At 51.5% G+C, this 24434-nt stretch carries 14 protein-coding genes; 4 read left to right on the top strand and 10 right to left on the bottom strand.

All coding sequences use genetic code 11. From position 1 onward, the window contains the following. Positions 1 to 134 precede the first annotated feature (134 nt). The 5 genes from CRN95_RS00875 to trpB form a co-directional block, all read right to left on the bottom strand. A complete protein-coding gene (locus CRN95_RS00875) occupies positions 135 to 3470 on the bottom strand; it encodes an MFS transporter (protein WP_235002801.1) in 3336 nt (1111 codons plus the stop codon). A 373-nt stretch (positions 3471 to 3843) separates the two neighbouring features. Continuing rightward, a complete protein-coding gene (locus CRN95_RS00870; protein WP_097019823.1) occupies positions 3844 to 5529 on the bottom strand; it encodes a sodium-dependent transporter in 1686 nt (561 codons plus the stop codon). Positions 5530 to 5684: 155 nt separating this feature from the next. Then, complete coding sequence (locus CRN95_RS00865) at positions 5685 to 7958, bottom strand: aconitate hydratase (RefSeq protein WP_097019822.1); 2274 nt, start codon at positions 7956 to 7958, stop codon at positions 5685 to 5687. A 294-nt stretch (positions 7959 to 8252) separates the two neighbouring features. Beyond that, a complete protein-coding gene (gene trpA, locus CRN95_RS00860; protein ID WP_088629514.1) occupies positions 8253 to 9005 on the bottom strand; it encodes a tryptophan synthase subunit alpha in 753 nt (250 codons plus the stop codon). Between the two features lie 46 nt (positions 9006 to 9051). Further along, on the bottom strand, positions 9052 to 10326 hold the full coding sequence (trpB, locus tag CRN95_RS00855; protein ID WP_097019821.1) for a tryptophan synthase subunit beta: 1275 nt from the start codon (positions 10324 to 10326) through the stop codon (positions 9052 to 9054). Between the two features lie 594 nt (positions 10327 to 10920). Here trpB and CRN95_RS14960 point away from each other — a divergent pair. Continuing rightward, positions 10921 to 12288, top strand: a complete 1368-nt coding sequence (locus tag CRN95_RS14960; RefSeq protein WP_235002800.1) for a hypothetical protein — start codon at positions 10921 to 10923, stop codon at positions 12286 to 12288. Positions 12289 to 12377: 89 nt separating this feature from the next. Here CRN95_RS14960 and CRN95_RS00845 read toward each other — a convergent pair whose 3' ends face one another. Beyond that, on the bottom strand, positions 12378 to 13532 hold the full coding sequence (locus CRN95_RS00845; protein WP_235002799.1) for a DHH family phosphoesterase: 1155 nt from the start codon (positions 13530 to 13532) through the stop codon (positions 12378 to 12380). Positions 13533 to 13961: 429 nt separating this feature from the next. Between CRN95_RS00845 and CRN95_RS00840 the strand changes: the two genes are divergently transcribed. Continuing rightward, positions 13962 to 15008, top strand: a complete 1047-nt coding sequence (locus CRN95_RS00840; RefSeq protein WP_097019820.1) for an Rpn family recombination-promoting nuclease/putative transposase — start codon at positions 13962 to 13964, stop codon at positions 15006 to 15008. Positions 15009 to 15130: 122 nt separating this feature from the next. Here CRN95_RS00840 and CRN95_RS00835 read toward each other — a convergent pair whose 3' ends face one another. Further along, on the bottom strand, positions 15131 to 16744 hold the full coding sequence (locus CRN95_RS00835; RefSeq protein WP_097019819.1) for a bifunctional indole-3-glycerol phosphate synthase/phosphoribosylanthranilate isomerase: 1614 nt from the start codon (positions 16742 to 16744) through the stop codon (positions 15131 to 15133). 203 nt (positions 16745 to 16947) lie between these two features. Between CRN95_RS00835 and CRN95_RS00830 the strand changes: the two genes are divergently transcribed. After that, entirely contained in the window at positions 16948 to 18615 is a 1668-nt protein-coding gene (locus CRN95_RS00830) for a carbohydrate-binding domain-containing protein (RefSeq protein WP_097019818.1), read from the top strand. 193 nt (positions 18616 to 18808) lie between these two features. Then, on the top strand, positions 18809 to 20557 hold the full coding sequence (locus tag CRN95_RS00825; RefSeq protein WP_097019817.1) for a polysaccharide lyase family 1 protein: 1749 nt from the start codon (positions 18809 to 18811) through the stop codon (positions 20555 to 20557). Between the two features lie 95 nt (positions 20558 to 20652). Here CRN95_RS00825 and epsC read toward each other — a convergent pair whose 3' ends face one another. The 3 genes from epsC to CRN95_RS00810 all read right to left on the bottom strand — a co-directional run bounded on the left by epsC (position 20653) and on the right by CRN95_RS00810 (position 24406). After that, positions 20653 to 21615 (bottom strand): serine O-acetyltransferase EpsC, encoded by a 963-nt coding sequence (gene epsC / locus CRN95_RS00820; protein ID WP_097019816.1) that lies wholly within the window; start codon positions 21613 to 21615, stop codon positions 20653 to 20655. A gap of 99 nt (positions 21616 to 21714) precedes the next feature. Then, positions 21715 to 23457: a cysteine desulfurase gene (locus CRN95_RS00815; RefSeq protein WP_097019815.1), complete on the bottom strand. Its 1743-nt coding sequence runs from the start codon at positions 23455 to 23457 to the stop codon at positions 21715 to 21717. Then, positions 23444 to 24406, bottom strand: coding sequence for a family 2A encapsulin nanocompartment shell protein (locus CRN95_RS00810; RefSeq protein WP_012820015.1), 963 nt, complete (start codon positions 24404 to 24406; stop codon positions 23444 to 23446). Before CRN95_RS00810 ends, CRN95_RS00815 begins: the two co-directional genes overlap by 14 nt. Positions 24407 to 24434 lie beyond the last annotated feature (28 nt).

The following is a 24434-nucleotide window of genomic DNA, read 5'->3' as shown; positions in this document are numbered from 1 at the left end:
AAAAGGTGATGCCCCGTCGGTGCGGGGCATGACACAGATGCGCAGCAGGCATCTCGAATTGTAACTGGATCCTTCGTCCCTTTGGTCCTCAGGATGACATTTAAGATTTGCCTACTGCGGCGCGGCGGTCGCGATTACTTCTTTTCGACTAATTCCGTGGCGAGCTTCTTCATTCCGTTGAAGTCCCACTTGCCACTGCCGAGCTTCGGGATGGCTTCAACGCAGAACACGGAACCCGGCTGCATGAGTGGCGGAATGCCCGACTTGCGGAGGCTTCTCGAGATTTCTTCGGTGTCAAGCGTTGCGTCGCCCTTGACGAGGAGCACGATGCGTTCGCCCTTGACTGAATCCGGAACTGCGGTAATGGCGAATTCATGTTCGCCCATGATGCCCGTTTCTGCAATGCGGAGTTCCACAGCGGTAAGCGAAATCATTTCGCCGCCGAGCTTTGCAAAGCGGCTGTAGCGGCCGAGAATCTTGACGAAGCCGTCTTCGGTGATGGTACACTTGTCTCCGGTCTTGTACCAGCGACGCCCATCGACTTCAAAAATGACGGCATCAGTTTTAGCTTCATCGCGGAGGTAACCCTTCATGACTTGCGGGCCTGTGATGACGAGCATGCCTTCTTCACCTGGAGCCAAGAATTCGTTTGTCTCGGGGTTAATAATGGCGCCTGTTGAACCCGGGACGACCATGCCGATGCTCGTGTGGTCGCAGCACTTTTCCATCGTCAAGAAGTCGTCCAGCAAAACGTTCGGGGCGTTGAGCGTGGCAAGCGGCGTGAGTTCCGTGCAACCGTAACCTTCGTAAATGTCCTTGCCGAACTTGAGCTTGAACGTTTCGCGCATTTCGGGGCGGAGCTTTTCGGCACCGGCAATCACGTAGCGCAAAGAGTCGAGGCACATAGGGTGTACCCAGCGGTTGATGGCGATGGCGCGGAGGAACGTCGGGGTGCCCATGAGGATGGTTGCCTTGTATTCGGCGCATACGCGGGCAAGAGTCTTGATGTCGGTCGGGTCGGGGCAGAGCACCATCGGCACACCGTCCAAAAGCGGCATCATGAATGTCATCGTAAAGCCAAACGAATGGAACAGCGGGAGGAGCGATGTCATCACGTCGGTGCGGCAAAGCCTGATGACGTGGTCTCCTTGCTGGGCGTTGGAAATCACGTTCTTGTGCGTGAGTTCTACACCCTTCGGCGTACCTTCAGAACCGGAACTGAACAAGATAACGGCATCATCGGTTAACTTAGACGTGGTGAACCAGAAATCTCTCAAAAGTTTCTTGGGGAACGTTAAGACGATGAACGATTCGAGCAGACGGCAGAATGTGCTGATTTTCTGTTCTTCTTCGTCGATGTAGAACATCTGGCATTTTTCGGCAAGCTGCTTGAAGTCGGCGTTCTTGCCGCAGAGCTTGTCAAAGAAGGCTCGGGACGTGACAATTGTCGAAAGTTCAGCCTTGTCAATGCAGCCGATAAGCGTGTCGACGGGCGAGGTGTAGTTCAAGTTGACCGTCGTCTTTCCGCAACCGAGGATGGACATAATGCCGAGGGCTGCGTCGCGGCTTGTGGGGAGCATGAAGCCTACATTCTGGTCATTCTTGGTGAGCGACTTGATTTTTTTGCCGAAGTAGTGGCAGAGGCGAATCATCTCGTAGCCGTTCACGTGGCGGCCGGCGGGATCAATCAAAATCGGGCGGGAACGGCGCTTGCGCATTGCACGGTACCAGAGCGGAATGATACTTGCGGAATGGTCCATAGCCATGTTCCAAATATCCGTGCCCAAGTTTTGCAGATCCTTGCGGATGACGTTTTCGGGCGTGGTGGCGGGCATGGCCTTGCCAAAGCCTACGCTGATGACGCGGTTGAAATACTGCGGACGGTTCACGCATTCGGAGGCGTGGCTGTAGCGGCTGCCCCAGAGACCTTGTATGTAGAACGGGACGAGCTGAGCGTTAGTGCCTTCAATTGCCTTGCTGTAGTCGAGCGAGAACTTGGAAACAAATGGCGTCTTGGAAACTTCGCCTTCGGGGAAGATGACCACCGCTTCGCCCTTCAATAGCGCTTCGTGGATTTTTTCCATGGCTTCGCTGGGGTCGCGGCGGTTGATGTTGATGACCGACTTGCCGTGAGAGAACCAGCGCAAGTACCAATCTGCAAACGTGTTCCTGTTGCTTGCGATGAGGAGCGTGCGCGGAGATGCCATCTGGAGCACGGCCCAGTCGATGAAGCTAAAGTGCGGACCCACCAAAAGGAGCGGGCCGGATTCGGGCATGTTCTGGATGCCGTGGACCTTGACCTTATAGCGGAACACGTATGAGAATGCAAAGCGGAGCCCTGCGCGGAGGAGCGTCATCGGGGTGCGCTTGAGCGTGAACACGAACGTGAGGGCTAGGATTACGGCGAGGAAGAACATCTGCTTGTGGAGGCTGAGTTCGGTCATGAGGAAGAGGATGACTTGGAAGCCGAGCAAGATGAACAGGAAGCTCATCTGGATCATGAACGAGACGGCGTGGATGCGGCCCGAGGTGTCAGGGCGCGTGACGTTCTGGATGACCGTGCGGAGGACAACGAATGCGGAGCCTGCCCAGAAGGCGATGAATGCGTAGAGGAACGCAAGGACGTACTGGTTATTGATGAACGGCGTAACAATCATCGTGATAGAAGAGGCAATGGCGGCAAGCGGGATAAGGCCTGTTTCTACGAAGTTCTTGGAAGACTTTGCGGCACTGATGGCACCAATGATGTAGCCGATTCCGGTGAAGATGAACGTCCACTGGAAAAGTGTCGTGCTTTGCGTGCCCGTCATGTTCTGCGAAATCATGATGAGGAACTGCGTCACGCTCCAGAAAGCGGCAATACCGAGCATCGAGAGCTTGAGCATCGGGTTCGACCAGGTCGAAGAGAAATTACGCATGGGGGAGCGAAGCTTCACGAACTTGTTCGGCTTGCATACGCGGATGCAGAACGACGAAATCGCAGCGAAAAGTCCAACAGCCGAGAGGATGAACGGGAGGAGCGAGTAGCTAATGGTTGAGCTGTCGTTCGGGCTGTAGTCAAATGTGAGGAAGGATATAATCGTGATGCCGAGCGCCATGAAAATCAAGTGCTTGGCGTTGATTTTCACGAGGTCGTTCCCGTCGGTGATTTCTTTCATGAGGCCGATTTTGGCCGGATTGAAAATCGAGAGGAAAATGCCGTACAGGAACAGGAATGCAAACGCGCCAAAGTCGAGTCTATCGCCAAAGAAGAATGCGATGAGCAAAACGGAGATAGCCATGCCGATGGAGGTCCAACCCATGACCTTGCTCTTGGGAAAACGGCCGGCGAAGTAACTTGCCACATGCATCATGATGATGCTCGGCGAGAACATGGCGAACTGGAGTAGTAGGCTCAGCCAGAAAAACCTAGCGCCTTCGGAGTTGAAGGTTATCCATCTTTGGAAATGGATGAATAAACCCAGTTGCATAAAAGATGTTAAAAATACAGCTATGTAATAGGGAACTTCGCCAGGGCAAGTAGTACGTTTCATATAGGTTGTTTAGTATAAAAAGTTATTATAAAGTTGGGGTAAATATAGTAATGATTAGTGGGGGTATAAAAAAGAGATGCCCGCGCGGTGGCGGGCATGACAGAGCCGAAGACAACTCAGAAGGCGAGCGTTGCAAAAATGAGTTTACTCATTTTTATAACCGAGCCAAAGAGTTGGGGCTTCAGCCCAATCCAGTAAAGTTTTACTTCTTAAACACTTTGTAGAAGCAGAAAGCGCAGAGCCCGATGATGGCGCCCCAAGCGCAAATCATGAAAACGAGTCCGCCTGTAGTGAATTCAGCGTCCATTTTTTAGCCCTCCATGTTTTCGTCAGAGTTACCGATTTCCATCTTCTTGATACTCTTGCTGCGGCCCTTTTCTGCGGGGCCTCCTTTGCGCCAGGCATAGGCTATGGCAAGGTTCAAAAGCAAGAAAAGCACGAGCAAGAATCCGCGGAATGCCCACGTGAATCCGATTTGCGGGAACGTGTGTCCGAGGAATGTGACCGTTGCGTTCGGGTCTACGTTGCTAAGCGTGATGAACGGGAGACCGTCCGTGAGTGTGAACGAAACCAAAAGCACTATCAGGTAAATCGGGCAGACGTAAAGGATAATCGGGCGGAGGAAACGCGGGAGCTTGAGAAGCGAGCCATCGTTCATGGTGGCAAAAGCTTCATTTTCGCCCGGTTCCACAACGACTTCGGCTGGGAGGTCGCCATTTTCCTGGGCTTTCTTGGCGTTGCGGCGTCCGAGCACGAGGCTAAAGAGAACCGCCTGGATCATGCCCACAAACACGATAAGGTACGTACCGCCCCAGAAGTCGAGTTCATCGACGGTGCCTGCGGCGAGGCCGAAAATAGCGGTGAGGCTACCGATAAAGGTAATCGTGCTGACCGTCGTGACGGACTTTTTACGCGTAAACTTGAGGTCGTCTTCGCAGAAGCTGATGAGCGGCTGGATGATGGAAATGGCGCTTGTGATGCCTGCAAAGAAGAGCATCGTGAACCAAACAGTCTGAAGCACGCCACCGAACGGGAGCGTTCCGAAAACGTAAGGCATCGTCTGGAATCCAAGACCGAACGTGCCGAGCTTCGCGCATTCTTCGATGTTTGCACCTGCGATGAGCACTGCCATCGGGATCACGACCGTACCACCAATAATCACTTCGGCGAAGCCGTTCGTTGCGCTTGCCGTGAGCGAAGAAAGCACGAGGTCTTCCTTTGGCTTGAGGTAGCTTGCGTAGCAGAAAATGATGGCCATACCGAGGCTCATCGTGAAGAACACCTGGCCTGCTGCCGCCATCCAGACCTTCGGGCTTGCGAGTTCTGAGAAATCCGGGTTCCACATGAAGGCAAGTCCCTTGCCGATGCCCGGGAGCGTGAGCACGCGGACCACAAGCACAAGGCCCAAAATCAAGAGGATCGGCATGCAAATTTTGTTGGCGCGTTCAATGCCCTTGCGCACACCGAACGAAAGCACAACCATGTTCGCGATAAATGTAATGAGGAAGAAGATGATGGCGACCGGGATGCCTCCGACGCAAGTCTTGAGCATAATGTAATTGCCGAAGAATTCCGTCATTTTTTCCGGACCCTGCGCGACAACGTCCATCAACGTGCCTGTTGCAGAGTAGAATGCGAATGCCAAAATCCAGGACTGGATAAATCCGTAGTAGAAAATGATGAAAATCGGCGGGAGGAGTCCGAGCGAACCCAGGTACTTTGCCCACTTCTTTTTCTTTTGGAAAATCACGTGGTAGGTACTTGGGGAGGTGCCGTAATTGTGGTAGCCTGCGTAACGGCCGAGTGTCCATTCAATCCAGGCGAGCGGAATCCCAAGGAACACAAACGCAATGAGGTAGGGGATGATGAATGCGCCGCCGCCATTGGTAGCCGCCTGCACAGGGAATCGAAGAAAATTGCCAAGACCGACTGCGGAACCTGCAACTGCGAGGATGACCCCGAGTTTGGAACCCCAGTTTTCACGATTATTTGCCATGTTCTTTTCCTAAAATTTGAGCCGAAACTCAGTGAATATCGTACTAAATTTAGTTATTCCTCGAAAAATGGCAACTTTGAAAAATGTTACGTGTGGGGGGATAAAAAAACGCAGGCTCCGGGGAGTCTGCGTTTTGCGTTAAAGGCGATAAGCGCTTACTTGTTGTTCGCGCGGATGAGGTTGAGGGCGGAGCCTGCCTTGAACCATGCCCACTGCTGTTCGTTGTAGGTGTGGCTGAGGGCGATGTTATCGACCGAGCCATCCTTGTGGTGGGCGACGAGCGTGAACTCGGAACCCGGAGCGAACTTGGTGAGGCCAACGATGTCGAACACGTCCTGTTCCTGGATCTTGTCGTAGTCGGCTGCGTTCTTGAAGGTGAGGGCGAGCATGCCCTGCTTCTTGAGGTTCGTTTCGTGAATGCGGGCGAAGCTCTTCACGATCACGGCCTTCACGCCGAGGAAGCGCGGTTCCATGGCGGCATGTTCGCGGCTGGAGCCTTCACCGTAGTTTTCGTCACCGATCACGATGGAGCCGACACCAGCTGCCTTGTACTGCTTGGCGAGTTCCGGAACTTCCTTGTAGCTGCCGTCGTTGCTGAGAACCTTGTTGGTTTCGCCGTTGAAGGCATTTACAGCGCCGATGAGCATGTTGTTCGAAATGTTTTCGAGGTGACCGCGGTAGTTGAGCCACGGACCAGCCATAGAAATGTGGTCGGTGGTGCACTTGCCCTTGGCCTTGATGAGGATCGGGGCGCCTGCGATGTCCTTGCCGTCCCAAGCGCCGAACGGGGCGAGAGCCTGGAGGCGCTTGCTGGTCGGGTTGATGGAAACTGTGATGTTGGAACCGTCAGCTGCCGGAGCCTGGTAGCCAGCGTCCTTCACGTCGAAGCCCTTCGGCGGGAGTTCGCACTGTTCCGGCGGATCGAGCTTCACAGCCTTGCCTTCGTTATTCACGAGGGTGTCGGTCATCGGGTTGAAGCGGATGTCGCCAGAGAGGGCGGCGATCACGGCCATGAGCGGGGAGGCAACGAAGGCGTGCGTGTTCGGGTTGCCGTCAGCGCGCTTTGCGAAGTTGCGGTTAAAGCTGTGGACAATCGTGTTGAGTTCTTTCTTGTCAGCACCTGCACGGTCCCAGCGGCCAATGCAAGGACCGCAAGCGTTTGTCATGATTGTTGCACCGAACTGCTTGAACAAGTCGATGAGACCATCGCGTTCGGCGGTGTAGCGAACTTGTTCGGAACCCGGGTTGATGAGAAGCGGGCACTTCGGGGTGAGACCCTTCGCGAGAGCCTGCTTGATCATGTTAGCGGCCATGTAGAGGTCTTCGTAGCTGGAGTTCGTGCAAGAACCGATGAGGGCGGCGCTCACGACCGGCGTAGATTCCGGCTTCGTTTCGGTGGCCTTGAGGGATTCTGCCATGTCGGTCACGGCGAATGCGCGGTCCGGGCTGAACGGGCCGTTGTAATGCGGGATGAGCGTGTTGAGGTCGATTTCCACAACGCGGTCGAAGTACTTTTCCGGTTCTGCTTCGACTTCCGGGTCGGCCTTGAGGTCAGCGGCAATCTTGTCGGCGGCGTCAGCGACGTCGGCACGGCCTGTTGCGCGGAGGTAACGGCTCATGGAATCGTCGTAGCTGAAGGTGGAGCAGGTAGCGCCCACTTCGGCACCCATGTTGGCAATTGTTGCCTTGCCGGTAGCGGAGAGGCTGCGTGCGCCTTCGCCGAAGTATTCGATAATGGCGTTGGTGCCACCCTTCACGGTGAGGATGCCAGCGAGCTTGAGGATGATGTCCTTGGCGGTAGCAAAGCCCTGGAGCTTGCCGGTGAGCTTCACGCCGATCATCTTCGGGTACTTGAGTTCCCACGGGAGACCGACCATAGCGTCAACAGCGTCTGCACCGCCCACGCCAATCGCGAGCATGCCGAGACCGCCAGCGTTCACGGTGTGGGAGTCGGTACCAATCATCATTCCGCCCGGGAAGGCATAGTTTTCAAGCACCACCTGGTGGATGATGCCTGCACCCGGGAGCCAGCAGTCAATGCCGTACTTGGCAGAGACGGACTGCAAGAAGTCGTACACTTCCTTGCTTTCTTCCTTGGCGCGGGGGAGGTCCTTTTCGACACCTTCGCGAGCGATAATCAAGTGGTCGCAGTGCACGGAACTCGGCACAGCCACGCGGGACTTGCCTGCAGTCGTGAACTGGAGGAGGGCCATCTGGGCGGTTGCGTCTTGCATGGCAACGCGGTCCGGGTGGAATTCGGCAAAATCAGCGCCGCGCTTGTAGGTTCTGTTTTCTGCGCCATCGATCAGGTGGCTGTAGAGAATCTTCTCGGCGAGAGTGAGCGGGCGGCCAAGCTGCTTGCGGGCAACAGCGACGCGTGCAGGAATGCGAGCGTATGTGGCCTGGATCATGTCGAAATTAAAAAGCATAGTTACCTCATGAATTTTTCGAGCGAAAAGATAGAAATTTTAAAAACAGGGAAAAGGGAAAATTTAAGCGTATTTGGGGATATGTTAACGCGACTTCTACGCAATTTCTCGAAAGTTGTAAAGGCGGGCTAGCAAATGTAATATGCGAACAAGAAATGTAATGATTATGAATAAGTTTTTAAAATGGTTGCTATAAAAATGAATTATGCAAAAGAGGCCGGATTGTCCGACCTCTTTTTGCGTTGTCACCCCGGATTAATTCCGGGGTCGCCTTTCTCGTATTAAATCCGGGCTTTACTTCCCGGCGATTTCCTTGGCTTTTGCTTCGATTTCATCGATGGCTTTTGCGCGGCCTTCGGCGGTGTCTGCGTTTGCGAGCACAATGTTCACGAATACGGAACCCGCGACTACGGCGTACACATGCTTCGAAAGCACCTTGGACTGTTCGCCATTGCGGATACCGAAACCGCCGAGAACCTTCGCGCCGTGCTTACCGACCGTGTCGATAAAGTCAAGCGTTGCTTGGTCAATCGTCGTTTCGCTTCCGGTAGTACCTGCGCGGAGTGCGGCGTAGATGTACTTGAAGCCCGCGGAAGCCATCGTTTCGAGACGTTCCTTGGTCATGCTCGGAGCGGCGACCGGGATGTTTTCGAGACCGTGCTTCTTGCAAGCTTCGGTGAGGCCTTCGTCATGGTCAAACGGAAGGTCCGGAATGATGCAAGCAGAAACACCTGCGTTCTTGCACATCTTGACAAAGTTTTCGACGCCCGGAGTAAAGGCGAGCGAGCCGTAAGTCATGATGTAAATCGGCGTCTCGGGGTGGCGTTCGTGAATCTGCTTCACGATGGCGAGGCCCTGCTTAGTGGAATAGCCTTTTTCAAGAGCGATGGTGGAGGCTGTCTGGATGGCTGGACCGTCGGCGCTCGGGTCGCTGAAGGCAAGCTGAATTTCAAGGATGTTGGCGCCACCCTTCACAAGGGCATCGGCGATGGCGATAGAAGTTTCTGCGTCCGGAAACCCGGCAATGAGATGAGACATTAAGTTCATAGTTATAATCCCGTTTTGTCATGCCCGCGAAGACGGGCATCTCCTTTTATTTGTTCATTATTTCCGCGTCGTGGATGTCTTCGTTATTGTCGAGGCGCTTGAGTTCTGCCTTTAGGAATACCTTCCACTTTTCGGGGCGGAACACCGGGCTTGTGATAAAGATGTCCTTGTCACCGCGGCCACTCATATTGATGACGAGAGCCTTGTCTTTCGGGAGTTCCTTCGCAATCTTCATAGCGGCGGCACCGGCGTGCGCACTTTCAAGCGCAAAGAGAATGCCTTCGTTACGGGCAAAGAACTTCACCGCTTCGAGAGCTTCCTTGTCGAGAATTGCCGTGAATTCCACGCGGCCAGATTCACCGAGAGCGGCGAGCTGCGGGCCAATGCCCATATAGTCGAGACCTGCCGAAATGGAGCGCGTCGGCATGGATTGACCGTCTTCGTCAATGAGGAAGCGGCTCTTGTAACCCTGCACGATGCCTTCGCGGCTTGCGTTACCCGTCATGCGGGCTGCGTTTTCGCCAACGTTCGGGCCTATGCCACCGGCTTCTGCACCAATCAAACGCACGTTTGCGTCGTTGATGAACGGCGTGAACACGCCAATGGAGTTGCTACCGCCACCCACGCAGGCGACAACCGCGGCAATGTCGATGTTGCGTTCTGCGGCCTGGCGCTTGACTTCTTCACCGATAATCGACTGGAACGTGCGAACGATATCCGGGAACGGGGCTGGGCCGAGAGCGGAACCAAGCACGTAATGAGTGTTCTTGAAATTCGTGGCCCAGTCGCGCATCGCCTCGTTCACGGCATCCTTGAGCGTGCGGCTACCGCTCGTGACCGGCACAACCTTTGCACCGTACATTTCCATGGTGGCCACGTTCGGCTGCTGACGGCGGACGTCGACTTCGCCCATGTACACGACGCATTCGAGGCCGAGCTTTGCGCAAGCGGCGGCAGTGGCGAGCCCGTGCTGACCGGCGCCTGTTTCGGCGATGATGCGGGTTTTGCCCATCTTCTTAGCGAGCAAGCACTGACCGATGGCGTTGTTGATTTTGTGGGCGCCTGTGTTGGCGAGGCCTTCCAGCTTGATGTAAATCTGAGCGCCGCCCAACAGTTCCGTTGCGGTCGGAGCGAAGTACAGCGGCGTTTCACGACCGATGTAGTCACGCTGGATGATGCGGAGTTCTTCGAGAAATTCCGGATCGTGGATGTACTTGTTGAATGCCGCTTCGAGGTCGTCGAGCGGGCGGCGGATGATTTCGGCAACGTACTTGCCGCCGAACTTGTCAAAGAAACCGTTGTTAGAAGTTGTTGAGGTCATTGTTGTTCTGTCATCCTGAGCGATGGGCGGAGCCCGAAGTCGAAGGATCTAGTTAAGGGTTAAAGTCTCTATGCCTGCTGAGGCGCTGCGAGTCCAGAAACCAAAAAAAATCGGCTTCCGGAGAGTCCCGAAAGCCTTTTACAAACACTTGATGAAATCAGCAAACCGGACTCTATTTCGTAGAGCCCCACCACCAACGGTTGAAACGGATTACTGCGTTCATCTTCATACTATAAATGTAGGAATGGAAATTTAATTTGGCAAGGGAATGGAAAAATTTTTTCGATTTTTTCTCGATATAAAAAAGGGGCTTTGGAAAATTTCACTATTTACTTATATTTACATTGACATAATTTAGAGTTCGCTCTTATTCTTGTAGTTGAAAAACGACCAAAACTTTCTAAGCAAGAGAAAAAGGGCAGACACTCACACCCTATGGTGTGGGTCGTTTGCGTTTATTTTGCTTAAGGTTTACTTGGTCGTTACCTCAACTACGATGGCGCGGACGATTCCACGCTTTTTTTGTGCGGATCGAAAACGTTTTTACGGGATGAGGTGGGCTCCATTGTTGGATTTTTTACCAATGGAGAAAAAATGAAAAGTAAACAAGTTAAATGGACTAGCCTTGTTGGCGTATTTGCCCTCGTAGGAATGTCCCTTCTTTCTGCGTGTGGTGATGACAGCGCTTCGCCGCTTGCTCCGCAGGTGAGCGGAAAGGAAAGTAGCTCCAGCAAAATTAAAAGTAGTTCTAGCGAAAAAAGAACGAGCGTTGAATCAATGTTTGAACTTGGAGCTTGTAAAAATTCAAACATTAGCGAGCGTATTTTTGTTTCTGAAGAAGTGGACTATTACACATGTTCTTATGTTGATGGTAAATATACCTGGGCTCCAGAGAAAAAAGCAAAAAGCTCAAGCAGCGTGAAATCGTCCAGCAGTATGGCAAAATCCAGTAGTTCTGCAAAATTATCGAGTAGTTCGGTAAAATCGTCAAGCAGCACTAAAGCTTATACAAATGTTTCTGATGTTTGGACAGGCAAGATGACTAAGCCATCAACAGAATTTATTGATGGAAAGTCATTCATGCTTATCTATACCGCTGAGGAATTGGCGTATTTTGCTGACCAGGTGACGAATAAGGGCGAAGAAAGACTTAATGCCAAGTTGATGCAGCATATCCGCCTTAACCCTGATAATATGGTGGATGAAAAAGGAAATTTGATTTTGCCTCAAAGTTCTTTGAATGAATGGACGCCGATTGGTGGCGGAACGGATAAAATTATGTATAAAGGAACTTTTGACGGAAATGGTTATATTGTTTCTGGCATTTATGTAAATAAGCCTGCTTATGAACGAGCTGGTTTTATTGGAACTCTTGGCGCTACGACTAAAAGCGATAGTGGACATGTAATGTTCCTTGGCATTGAAAATTCCTACATTGTTGGAGACAAATATGTTGGCGGTATTGTTGGCCGAATGAACTATGCTGAGATTCAACAGGTATTCAATCGAAAGTCTTATGTCAAAGGCTCTGATTTTGCTGGTGGTATTGTTGGTTACAAAAACTATGGATGGTTGTATTACGCCTATAATTCTGGAATGATTGTAACTCAATCTAATCGCACAGCTGGAATCGCAGGCTTTAACAATAACTCGGCTTCAACAATTAAGGTTTGTTATAATGTGGGTTTCCTGATCGCTCCGAATAACCAACGGGCTGCAGGAATTTCGAATACTACGAATTCCAATACGTATAATACTTCTGTGAATTCATTTTATCTAATCCAAGACGACCGTAAGCTGATTGCTAATGGAGCTTTGGAAAAAGAACAATATTTTATGCAAAGTGATGAATTTATTAGTACCATGAATGGCCTTGCTTTTGACAATATTTATGTTGCCGATGATGACGACATTAATGATGGTTATCCAGTGTTTAAATGGGAAAAGCCTATTATCAGATAATTGAAATACAAACGGTAAAAAATTAGGCTTCCGGCAAATCCCGGAAGCCCTTATGCTATAGTGTTGAATTTTTGAGGCAAGGGGTGGTTTTATTTTTCCTTGCCTTCGAGGTATTCCGTGATTTTTGGGACCATCAGCGACTTGCGGCTGATTTTTTCGGCGGAGAAGTAAACGCCTTCGCTGAAAAGTTCTCCGAATGCACTTTCGGCGATTTTTTTAGCGGTGGCTTCGTAATCGCCTGTAGCGTAGATGATGGTGTAGGAGCCCGATTCGATGAACGGTGTTTCGGCCGCGGTCTCCGAATCCGGATTCGGGTCGTGTCCGTCAACCTTGGCAAAGAGAATGTCGCGCTTCTTTTCTTTGGCAATTTCGGGCATCACGGCGGCGAGACGTTTAAAGAAATCCTTCTTGGTCGAATCGACATACCAGTCGTTGCTTGCGATTCCAATTTTGACGCCTTCAATTTCGTAATCCTTGTAGTCGGAGAGGAAAATTTCTTTGTCCGTCATGCCGTAGTAATCGTGCGACGCATCGTCCATTTCGCGGGAGAGCTTGGCGACGCTATCGGGGGAAAGCTTGAGCTGTTCGATGAGGCTTTTCCATGCAGACGAATCTAAAGCCGAGGATGCGACTTTGGTCAAGTTGCGCGTGTCAGAAAGGATGCCCGCCAAAAGAATCTTGGCCATGTCGTTATCGATTTTGACGTCGGCCTTTTTGTAGAGATCCCAAATGATGGTGCAGGCGGAACCGATAATTTGACGGTTCACGTAAGTGTCGGAGGTGACTTTTTCGTCAAGGTCGCCAGGAATGTGGTGGTCGATAATCTGGAGAATCTTAGCCTCTTTGACTCCTTCGACGGACTGCGCGGATTCGGCGTGGTCGGTGAGGATGAGACGCGTACCGGCTTTTACAGACGACATCTGTTCAGGAATTTTGAATCCGAATTTCTCGGCGATGTAAGCCGTTTCGCGATTGATTGGACTTACGATTTTGGCGACGGTGTTGTGCCCCAAAGCTCGCATGAGTGCAGCGTAACTCATAGCCGAAGTGACGGCATCGACATCAGGAGTCTTGTGCCCGATGACGAATGTGGTGTCGGAACCCCAGTCCAAGGCGTTGACGGTGTTTTTGAATTCTTCTCCTTCGTTGTTTGAGTCGGAAGAAGTGCTGTCGCCGCAAGCGCAGAAAAGAGCGCCCGAGAGACAGATGGATATGATGTTGTTGAAAAGAGTTTGTTTGTTCATGCCGCAGAAAATAGCTTTTTTCGCTTTTTGCGGGATTTTGTAAATTTTTATTTTTTTTTGCGGTTGCAGAGGCGCTGCAAAATGAAGATGCAAAAAATAGGCTTCCGGCACATTCCGGAAGCCATTTTATCAAACACTTGATGAAACCAGTGAATCCGTTCCGTTTTACGGGAACCCCTCCCGCAAGCGGTCTGAGTGGATTACCGATTTCACCTTTACGTATATCAATATATAATGTAAGTCGTTGATTGTCAATAGGTTACGATAACTTTTTTGTAAAAATTTAATAAGAAAATGGGCGGGTATAGAAAATGCCTATCTTGTGCATGAAAAATTTTACGAAAAAAATGGTGGATGATTTTTTGAAAAACGCGTGTTAATAAGATAGGGGCGTGTGCAAATTGCTCCAACACGTAAATAGGGGATCAAATGGACGTTCAAAATAAAAAATGTGCAGACCCGATTCTTGAAAAGCTTGGACTCGGGCGTTTTTACCATGGAGATAAACCGCTAGTTTGGATTGCTGATTCTCCGAAGTTGAATAAACTTCATGAAAATGTAGCCCCGTATAATGCCGAAGAATGCGACCTCTCGCGGTATTTTGTCAAGGAAGGTGAATTTGGACCTTACGCAAGTCTCTTGTACGACAAGACTTTTAAGAAAACGTTTTCTCCGGATACGCATCGCGGAAAACGCAATTTGCTGAACTTGCTGAATGATATGCTCGAAGGGCAGATCCCGCAAAAAATCATGGATGTGGCGTCGCTCCAGCCGGAACTCAATGATTCTGGTAGCAAGGTTTCCAAATCTTCAATCCTTGATTTGCATTGTCGCGATGAGCGGGATAATCTTATTGAAATAGAGGTGCAGATTCAGCGGGAAACGAATTTTTTGAAGCGTTTGGTGTTTTATTCAAGTCAGATGATTGTGCAACAGGGTGAACCCGGTCCCGATTGGGATTACGATGTCAAGCCTGTCTATGTGATTTCTTTTGCCCGATTTCGGGTGTTCGATGATAATCGGCCACTTCACCGTGCCGGAATTCTCGATTATGTAACCGCCGAACGGCTAATTGACAGTGCCAATTTCACGATTATCGAGCTTCCGAAGGTTACGAGGATGATTCGCAAAAGTGATTCGGAGGTCGCCAAGTGGCTGTTCATTTTTCGCTATTTGGACCGCTTGAAGGAGCTTCCTCCTGCTCTGAAAACGGAAAAGTTCGAGGGCTTGCTTCCGTTTGCCGAACTAGCTAGATTTAATAAAAAAGAACTCAAAAGGTACAGGTATATTATGCACTTGAAATGGGACAGATATGCACAACAGTTGGCATTTGTAGAGGATAACCCTGATTTCGTCAAGCAAATCGAGGATAAAGCTGTTGAAAAGGCATTAAACCTTGTTGAACGAATGCAAAAGAAGGGGGCTTCAATGGCTAAAATCCGAGCCTCTTTAGGCCTTTCGAATAATTCCAGGTAGGCTCATTTTAGTCCTAGAACTATGTCAAATTCATGGATGAAAGATTTTGAAATAGAAATAGAAACAAGTAAAAAGCCTATCCTGTAGGATAGGCTTTACTTGTAATTGCGATTTCTTGAAAGTTATTTTGCGGCGAATTCCGCAAACAGCGCTTTCATCTTGTCGTGATTCTTGATGCCGGGGGCGTCTTCGATGCCGCTAGATACGTCGATGAGTTCGGGGTGGAACTTTTCGCAGAGGGTGGCGACATTTTCAGGATTGATGCCGCCGGCGAGCCAGAGCGGGGCTCCGTTTGCTTTTTCACGGAGGAGCGATTCGGGGATGGTCTTGCCGGAGCCGCCGGGGATGCCTTCGACCTTGGCGTCCAGCAAAATGCGGGGCTCGCCGTTCTTGCGGAGACTTGCGACGTAATCGAAATCTTCGGGGGCGCCTACGCGGGCTGCGCAGTAGTAGGGGAGGGCTGCGCTGCAAGATTCCGCGAGTGCGTCGGAATTGTGCGGATCAACGCCGTGGAATTGTACGGCATCGAGCACGCCTTCTTGGGCGAGCTTGATGGCGGTTTTGCCTTCGACGGAATTCGGGTCGGTTATCACGCCAACGAGTAGTGGTTCGACAGGCTCACCAACCTTATTTAGGTCCCTGAGCTTGTCGAAGGGCTCAGGATGACACATGCTGATTTTTGCGGCGAAGTTTCGCACGAATTCTTCGGTGGTGAGTCTCTTGGTGGTGCTGAACACGAAACCGAGCATGTCGGCGCCGAGTTCGGCGGCGAGGAGACCGTCTTCTTCGCGGGTGATGCCGCAGATTTTCACGAGCGGGCGGCGCGCATCTTGTGGGCGCGCATCTTGTGATGAGGCGGCGCGAGTCTCGTTATTGGCAAATTTGCGTTCGGCGAATTTCTTCCAGAACTGTCCGCGGGCGTTTTCGCATCCGCTTTCGAATGCGCTGACCACGTCTTTGGCGAGCGGCGGATTCTTGGCGACGGCTTCGCCGACGAGAATCCCTGTGAATCCGAGATTGCGGGCGTATGTCGCATCGGCGGCGCTCAGAATGCCCGATTCAAAAACGGCTTTGGCGGGGAGTTTGCTGCGGACGCTTGCGGGAATCAGCGGGTCTGTGTGGAATGTGGCGAGGTCGCGGGAATTGACGCCTGCGACGATCGTCTTGGCGGCTGCATCTCCGAGAGCGGCTGTCACAACGGCAAGCTTGCGGAAATCGTCAGCTTCGCGAACTTCAACGAATGCCTGAATGCCGAACTTCTGCGCGCGCTGTGCCATCTTAACGAGCTGTTCGTCGTCGAGGATGCGGGCGATGAGTAATACGGCATCGGCGCCACAGCGGTAAGCGATGTCAATTTCGTCTTCGAATAAAAGGAAATCTTTGCGGAGAACAGCGCAAGTGTGCAAGCCCTGCTGACGGCGGCGTTCCATCAAGTCCGCTACGGCAATCAAGTCACGGAGCGAGCCCTTGAAAAAGTTCATTTCGGTCAGCACGGAGACCGCTTGAGCGTGTGCTTCGGCGTAAGTCGTGGCAAGTTCCACTGGATTCAAGTCCGGTGCGATGTCTCCCTTGGATGGCGAAGCCCTCTTGACCTCAAGGATGGCTCCTGCATTACCCAAAAATTCAGTATGACCAACGCGACGCGCCTCGGGAATATCAATGTTGAAATTCAGCCCAAGTCTATCGATGTCTTCGCGGCGCATCCGCACGATTTTTTGCAAAATATCTTCGCTCATAATTCCTCTACGCCAATTGTAGAAAAATTTAAGGCATGTTCAAAAGAAAGTTGGTCTTAGTTGGAGTAATTGTTGTTGGGGTGTTTTGTTCCGTATGGAACTTTTCGTCCCAAAAGAAAAATGTGCGTATTTCAAAAATATGTTTGTATCACTTTTTTTACGATTGTGCCGGAGCTACTTTTATAGAAAAAATGGGGTGATATATGAAAACATTGAAATTATCAAACATCGTTTGGTGCGCAGCTCTAACGCTTTGCGCCTGTGGTGATAGTAGCGTAGATTCTACGGGTATTGTTGCCCCGAATGCTGCTGAATCAGATTCTGCCGGTGAAACTACGGTGGTCTCTAATCCGGAATCATCTTCGGCTAGTCAAAGCTCTACGACCGAAGAAGTCGTTATTGAACAAGTGGCTTCGGATCCTGTAATGGTTTCCGAAATTTCTGGTGATCCGGTTATTACTTTTACCAACGCATCCGTTTCGGTCTCGAATGACAATGGTTGCATTGCTCAAAATGAAAAGACCATTACCATCAGCTGCCAAGGAAATTACCAGCTTACCGGCAGTTCGAACGACAACCAAATAATCGTTAACGCTGGGAGTACAGACAATGTTTATCTGTACTTGAATGGTTTGCAACTTGCAAGCGCCTCTGACGCTCCAATTTATGTTCAAAATGCGAACAAGGTATTTTTATTGTTGGTGGATGGGACAAAGAATACTCTTGAAGATGCTTCTACCCGCACGAAATCTTATACAAAGTCTAACGGTTCCAGCGACACGACAAATGCGACTATCTATGCCAAGGATGACTTGACAATCAAGGGTAGCGGCGCGTTAACCGTAACCGGAAACTACAACAACGGAATTCATTGCAGCAACGATTTGCGCATTCGTGATTTGCCCGAAATTACAGTCAAAGCCAAAAATCACGCCATCAAGGGCAAGGGCTCTGTAAATATTGAGGGCGGTTATTTTGAACTGACGGCAACAAATGGCGACGGAATCAAGAGCGACGAGGGCGACGACGAAGGTGTAGTCACGGAAGAAAAGGGAATTGTGGTCATCACTGGCGGTGAGTTTAACATCAATGCTGGCGATGATGGGCTCCATTCCAACATGAACATTTATTTTAACGGTGGACGCACGACGATTTCTGCGGGCGATGACGGCATCCATGCCGATTCAACATTGCGCATTTCTGACGGATCCATCAACATCACCAAGGCTGTCGAAGGTATTGAAGCGTTCTACATCAGGGCAGAAGGCGGAAAGACGGCGACGGTTGCAAGCGATGATGCTTGGAATGCGGCGGGAGGCTCGGCTGATGCCAACTCAACGAGTGGTTCTCAGTGGGGTGGCCGCGGCGGCCCGACTGGCATGATGAGCGGCTCCAAGGGTTATATCATTATCAGTGGCGGTTACCATTACCTCTATGCGGCGGGTAACGATATTGATGTGCTTGATGCCAATGGAACGGCAACAATGAGCGGAGGCGTTTTGCTCCTTGAAATCGGTTCTAGCGGAAGGTCTAGCGCAATGTTTGCTCCGGGAAATCAGGGCGGAAACAGGGGTGGCTCAGGCTCTTGCTCCACGAATACGGCTGGTGGGCTTATTGATACGGACAATGGATTTAGCATCAATGGTGGTGTGTTGCTTGGTTTCGGAAGCCAAACCGAAGAGTATCCTTATTGCACTGCTACAAGCTACACGGCTGGTACGGCGTATGGTTCTAGCAAAGCCGCTTTCAAGCCTAGCTCTTCTGGTAGCATGATTATTTATGGTGGCGAAGTCAGCTCTGTGTCCCAGGTAGATGTGAGCGGCATGACCGAAGTTACCCTCCCGAATGGCATGACCTACTACGAAAAATAGCCTTTCCCTTGAATTTCCTCCTAAACACTAAAGGCTTGCTCCTTAGGGGGCAAGCCTTTCCTGCTGGGTGATCGTAATTGATTTTTCGGTTAAAACGGAGTTGTCTATAGAGGACACTTTGAGTTGTGTGGGGCTCTTTTTTGATGCGTTTTCTGGTTCGGCGGCTTAAATTTAAAGAAAAAAGGGATGTTTTATGAATTATTTGTTCTCTAAATCGATTGGTGCTGTAGCTACATTTGCGGCTATGGCTGTGACAACGGCTGCGATTCCTGCGTTTGCGGTGACTTCGCCGGATTTTCCGATGGCGGGTTTTGCCACGCAGAATGGCGGCACTACGGGCGGCAAGGGCTACTCCGAGGTCACGGTCGACAACGTGAACGACCTCAAGAGCTACGCCAAGGCGGGCAACAAGATTATCTACGTGAAGCCGGGTACGTACATGGGTCCGGTGGAAGTCGGTAGCAACGTGACGATTTACGGTTACCAGGGCGCCATTATCGCGCAGCCTACTTCGGGCAGTGCCATGAAGCTGAGCGGCTCGAAGAACGTCATCATCCGCAACCTGAAATTCAAGGGTGTGGGCGCACACGATGACGATGACGAAGATTGCCTCCAGGTGAATCACGAATCGAAGAATGTGTGGATTGACCACGTGGATGTCTACGACGGTCACGACGGCAACTTGGATATTACCAACGCCTCGGACTTTGTGACGATTTCGTGGACCAAGTTCAGCTACACTTCGGCATCGAGTGGTCATCAGTTCAGCAACCTGATTGGTAACAGCAAGACAAAGACGAGCGACCGCGGACACCTGAATGTGACGATTCACCATACGTGGTGGGCTGACGGCGTGGTCGAACGCATGCCGCGTGTGCGTTTTGGCAAGGTACATGTGGCGAACAACCTCTTCGATAGCAAGAATGCGAGCTATTGCGTGCGAGCCGCTATCGAGGCGGACATCCGCATCGAAAGGAACGTGTTCATTGGCGTGCAGAAGGCGCTTGACTTGTACACGAGCGATGGAGCCATTACGGCGGCGCAAATGATTGAAAATTACGAAGAGAACGTGAAGAAGAAGCAGGACGGTACGGGTACGGCGTTCAAGCCGAGCTATTCCATGAGCCTGACCGATGTGAGTACACAGGCAAAAGCTTACGCTTTGCGCGATTCCATTAAGTTGTACGCAGGAGCGACGCTCCCTGATCCGGGAAAATCTCAAACGGTGACGCCCGCATCTTCTTCGAGCGAAGTACAGTCTAGTTCCAGCGTGGCTGTGTCTAGTTCAAGTGTTGCGAAATCCAGTAGCAGTGTCGCACAGTCCAGCTCCTCGCAGGCTGTATCTAGTTCCTCGCAGGGGGAGGTTGTTTCTGGAATGGCGACACTTACTAAGCACGGCTCGGGTAGCGCCAAGCAACAAGTCAAGCAAGGTGAATCTATCGAAGAATTTTACTTTACTGTCGCTGGCGCCACGGGTGCGACTGTTACGGGACTCCCCGAAGGTATTGTGGGAACAATGAAGGGTAGTGATTTCTACATCTCAGGTACGGTCGCTCAAAATGCTGAAGTGGGAGCGTACAACTTTACCGTGACAACAACTGGGGCTACGACAAATGCAACTAAGAACGGAACTATTACGGTTATTGGTGCAAATGGAGAGGTTGCAGAGTCTAGCTCTAGTAAAGTCGAATCAAGCTCTAGCTCGGAGCAGGGCACGACTTCGTTGAATGTCGCTACGGTTGCTCCGCATTTCAATGTTTCTGTCAACGGTCGAGTTCTTACCGTACAAGGTGCTACGCAGGCTGCGTATCTCCTGGATGCCCAGGGCAGGCTGATTACAAAAGTTCAGTCCTTGGGGAGCGAAAGCTCGATAACCGTTCCTCGTGCGGGCATGTACCTCTTGCGAGTCGGTCATGAAACGCGACGCATAACTGTTCGATAATCTTATCTTAAAATAAATTGAAAACCCGTGCTCGTCCGAGTGCGGGTTTTGTCCTTTTTACTTCCTACTAACCACTGTTTACTAACCACTTCCTACTAAATAATATAGTACCACTCGTCGCTTTGCTGGAGCTCTTCTGTCTTGTGCTTGCTATTGGTGGTTGAAACGTAATCCATTTCAAGATTCTTGAGGCTGACACGAGTGTTGGCCTCGATGGATCGCGTGATGAAGGCGTTGCCGCCGATAATTGCGTTTTCGCCAACAATGGTATCTCCGCCGAGAATGGATGCTCCCGCGTAAATAGTGACGTTGTCTTGAATGGTGGGGTGACGCTTTTTGCCGGAGAGCTTTTGTCCGCCGCGAGTAGAAAGTGCGCCAAGTGTGACGCCTTGGTAAATTTTGACGTTCTTGCCGATGACTGCGGTTTCGCCAATCACAATGCCTGTGCCGTGATCAATAAAGAAGTATTTGCCGATTGTTGCACCCGGATGGATGTCGATGCCCGTTTTGGAATGGGCATATTCGGTCATGAGTCGCGGGAGAACCGGAACGTGTAAAAGATAAAGTTCGTGGGCGATGCGGTAAATGGTTGTCGCCATGAGACCGGGGTAGGCGAGGATAATCTCGTCAAGGCAACCGGCAGCAGGGTCGCCGTCAAAAGCGGCGTGTAAATCGGTTTCCAAGAATTCGCGAATTTGCGGAATCTTGGCGAAGAATTCCTTACAAATTCTATAGCTTTCAATTTTGCGCTCGTCCGAGGTCATGGAACCGCGCAATTTGCAGTAATCTAGCGCAATTGCCACCTGTTTGTGGAGGTGGTAGAACGTATCTTCGATAAGAACTGCAAAGCTATTTTTAGGGTTGTAAATCTTATGCGAACGATCTCTGAAGTGTCCGGGATAAACGACTCGAATCAGATTTTGCAAAATCGTCTGGATCTCGGCCTGGTCGGGTCGATTGTAAATATCGATATTGTCGATATGCTTGCCGCGATTGTAATCGTCGAAAATAATTTGTACGGCTTTTTCAACTTCAGATTCTTGGATTAATTCGTGCATAAGTCAAATTTGTTGAAAGAGTATTACGGCGTTCACTTCGACAAGCTCAGTGAACTTGTTTAGGTCCCTGAGCCTGCCGAAGGGCCGTCTTTGTCTAATCTACGCGAATGTCTTCAACGCTCTTACGAGGGCGTCGATGTCATCCGGTGAGTTGTACAATGCGAGAGTGGGTCGCACGGTACTTTCGTAGCCGAAATGGCGGAGAACCGGCTGAGCGCAGTGATGCCCGGTGCGCACGGCAACGCCGTATGCGTCGAGTCTCTTGCCCACTTCTTCGTCGGAATAACCGTCGAGCTTGAAGGCAAGCGCAGAAGCCTTGTTGAGTGCGGTTCCCACAAGGTGGAGACCCTTGACAGTCTTCAATTCCTTGAGGCCGTACTGCAACAGTTCATGTTCCCAGCGGAATACGCAGGGCATCCCGATTTCGGAGAGGTACTGGAGGGCTGCACCGAGGCCAACAGCGTCGGCGATGCTTCCGGTACCAGCTTCGAACTTGTTCGGAATTCCGTTGTAAATTGTGCGTTCAAACGTTACGTCCGCAATCATGTTGCCGCCGCCATGGTACGGGCGGGCCGCTTCGAGCAATTCCTTCTTGCCATAGACAACGCCGATGCCGGTCGGAGCGAACACCTTGTGTCCAGAGAACACGAAGAAGTCTGCGTCGAGGGCTGCAACATTCACCGGGATGTGAGCGATGGACTGGGCACCGTCAATGAGGATTCTCACGCCGTGTCTATGAGCAATGGCAATGAGTTCTTCAATCGGGGTCACAGTGCCGAGCACGTTTGAAACATGCGTCACGGAAACGAACTTGGTACGCTTCGTGAACAAAGCTTCGTAATCGTGGAGCTTGAGCTGACCGGTAGAATCGCACGGAATCACCTTGATAATCGCACCTGTTTCTTCGGCAATGAGCTGCCAAGGAACGATGTTGGCGTGATGTTCCAAGATGGAGACGATGATTTCGTCACCCGGCTGGAGCGTCGGCTTCACGTAGGCATTTGCAACCAAGTTAATGGCTTCTGTTGTACCGCGTACGAAAACAACTTCCTGAGAAGACGGAGCTCCGATAAAGTCACGAACAATGTTGCGTGCATTTTCGTAGGCGTCTGTCGATGCAGCCGCGAGCGTGTGAGCGCCACGGTGCACGTTGGAGTTTTCGTTTTCGTAGTAGTACTTGAGGCGGTCAATGACGACCTGCGGGCGCTGCGTCGTTGCACCGTTATCGAGCCAAACGAGCGGATGGCCGTTGATCTGCTTCGAAAGAATCGGGAAGTCAGAACGGATCTGGGCAAGCGTCTTGGAACCGATGCGGATGGAATCGTTGCGAGAATTTGCGCCGCTGTTTGCAGAACTCGTCTTCACGGAATCGCCACCGAGGGACGTCGGAGCGTCGATTGGGCGCGCGTTCTGGGCAGCCTGCGTCTTGGACACGACCTTCGGGGAGTAACCCTGAGCCGGTGCGGGGGCTGTCGGAATATCGCTCAGCTGCGATGCAAACTGCGATTCGGGAACCGCAGGGGCTTCGACCGTGTTGAGCCAGGTGTCTGTAGAACTTCCGCCATAGGCAAACGGAGCCGAGGATGTCGGCTGGTCGCCATAGGTCGCAAAGGGGTGTTCCCAGTCGAAGGCTGGAGTCTGGCTGATGGCTGCGGCACCCTGAGCTGCACTGACGCCCTGAGCGGCAGATGCATTCTGCGCTTCGGGAGCGGCGGGGGTTGCTGCATATGCGCTATCCGTCAAATCCGGAAAATACGCATTTGCCAATTGCTCCAGTTCAGCCGCATTGGGAACTCCAGCGAGTTCTTCCAGCGATCTGGTTTCTGGATTATTCGTAGTCATAGTATTCGCCAACCTCGACATCTTCTAACACGGCGATAGCGTCGTCTGCGAGAATTGCGGCAGAGCAGTACAGAGACAAGAGGTAAGATGCAACGCCCTTGTTGTCGATACCGCGGAAACGCACAGAGAGGCCACGGGAGTGTTCGTTCTTGAGACCGGCCTGGAAGAGACCGATAACGCCGCGCTTGGCTTCGCCAGTACGGACGAGGAGAATGTTGGTCTTGCCACCCTGAGACTTCGGGTTCTTCACGCCATCGACAAGGAGCTTGTCGGTCGGAACGAGAGGAATGCCGCGCCAGGTGAGGAATCTGCTACCGGCGAGGTCTACAACGACAGGCGGCACGCCACGGCGGGTGCATTCACGGGCGAATGCGGCAATAGCACGCGGGTGGGCGAGGAAGAAGGACGGTTCCTTCCAAACCTTGGAGATGAGTTCGTCGAGATCGTCCGGAGTCGGGCGGCCGTCGGCACGGAGCGGCTGGATGCGTTGAGAGTCAGCGATGTTTTTCAAGAGACCGTAGTCATCGTTGTTGATGAGCTGGCTTTCCTGACGTTCGCGGAGAGATTCGATAGCGAGACCGAGCTGTTCCTGAACCTGATCATACGGGGAGCTGTAAACGTCTTCGATAGCGGTGTTGACGTTGATGATCGTGGAGATGGAGTTGAGCTTGTATTCGCGCGGTTCGGTTTCGTATTCGACGTAGCCTTCCGGGATAATGTCAGACTTCTTGGTAGCGCTGCAAAGAACGTCGAGCGGTGTCTGGCCTTCGACGACCTTGTTCACGCGGAAAAGACCGGTTTCGAGACCCTTGAATTCAAGGAACTTGGTGAGCCACTTGGGCGTGAGCGCGCCAAATTGCGGCTTGGTCTTGGTGACGTTCGCCAGGTTGTAAGCGGCCTTGGCGCCGAGGGCATTAATGCCCGTGTTCTTTTCTGCTTCATTTGCCATAATGGTTTACCTCTTATTGTTAGTTGTG

The organism is Fibrobacter sp. UWB16 (assembly GCF_900215325.1).
Classification (GTDB): domain Bacteria; phylum Fibrobacterota; class Fibrobacteria; order Fibrobacterales; family Fibrobacteraceae; genus Fibrobacter.
Note: the sequence above shows the minus strand (reverse complement) of the source record. Positions and strands in the feature narration are given on the sequence as shown.

Bases quoted from the DNA above. Each gene is read 5' to 3' on its own strand.
- CRN95_RS00875 (WP_235002801.1), bottom strand. From the start codon at position 3,470: ATGCAACTGGGTTTATTCATCCATTTCCAAAGATGGATAACCTTCAAC.
- CRN95_RS00870 (WP_097019823.1), bottom strand. From the start codon at position 5,529: ATGGCAAATAATCGTGAAAACTGGGGTTCCAAACTCGGGGTCATCCTC.
- CRN95_RS00865 (WP_097019822.1), bottom strand. From the start codon at position 7,958: ATGCTTTTTAATTTCGACATGATCCAGGCCACATACGCTCGCATTCCT.
- trpA (WP_088629514.1), bottom strand. From the start codon at position 9,005: ATGAACTTAATGTCTCATCTCATTGCCGGGTTTCCGGACGCAGAAACT.
- trpB (WP_097019821.1), bottom strand. From the start codon at position 10,326: ATGACCTCAACAACTTCTAACAACGGTTTCTTTGACAAGTTCGGCGGC.
- CRN95_RS14960 (WP_235002800.1), top strand. From the start codon at position 10,921: ATGAAAAGTAAACAAGTTAAATGGACTAGCCTTGTTGGCGTATTTGCC.
- CRN95_RS00845 (WP_235002799.1), bottom strand. From the start codon at position 13,532: ATGAACAAACAAACTCTTTTCAACAACATCATATCCATCTGTCTCTCG.
- CRN95_RS00840 (WP_097019820.1), top strand. From the start codon at position 13,962: ATGGACGTTCAAAATAAAAAATGTGCAGACCCGATTCTTGAAAAGCTT.
- CRN95_RS00835 (WP_097019819.1), bottom strand. From the start codon at position 16,744: ATGAGCGAAGATATTTTGCAAAAAATCGTGCGGATGCGCCGCGAAGAC.
- CRN95_RS00830 (WP_097019818.1), top strand. From the start codon at position 16,948: ATGAAAACATTGAAATTATCAAACATCGTTTGGTGCGCAGCTCTAACG.
- CRN95_RS00825 (WP_097019817.1), top strand. From the start codon at position 18,809: ATGAATTATTTGTTCTCTAAATCGATTGGTGCTGTAGCTACATTTGCG.
- epsC (WP_097019816.1), bottom strand. From the start codon at position 21,615: ATGCACGAATTAATCCAAGAATCTGAAGTTGAAAAAGCCGTACAAATT.
- CRN95_RS00815 (WP_097019815.1), bottom strand. From the start codon at position 23,457: ATGACTACGAATAATCCAGAAACCAGATCGCTGGAAGAACTCGCTGGA.
- CRN95_RS00810 (WP_012820015.1), bottom strand. From the start codon at position 24,406: ATGGCAAATGAAGCAGAAAAGAACACGGGCATTAATGCCCTCGGCGCC.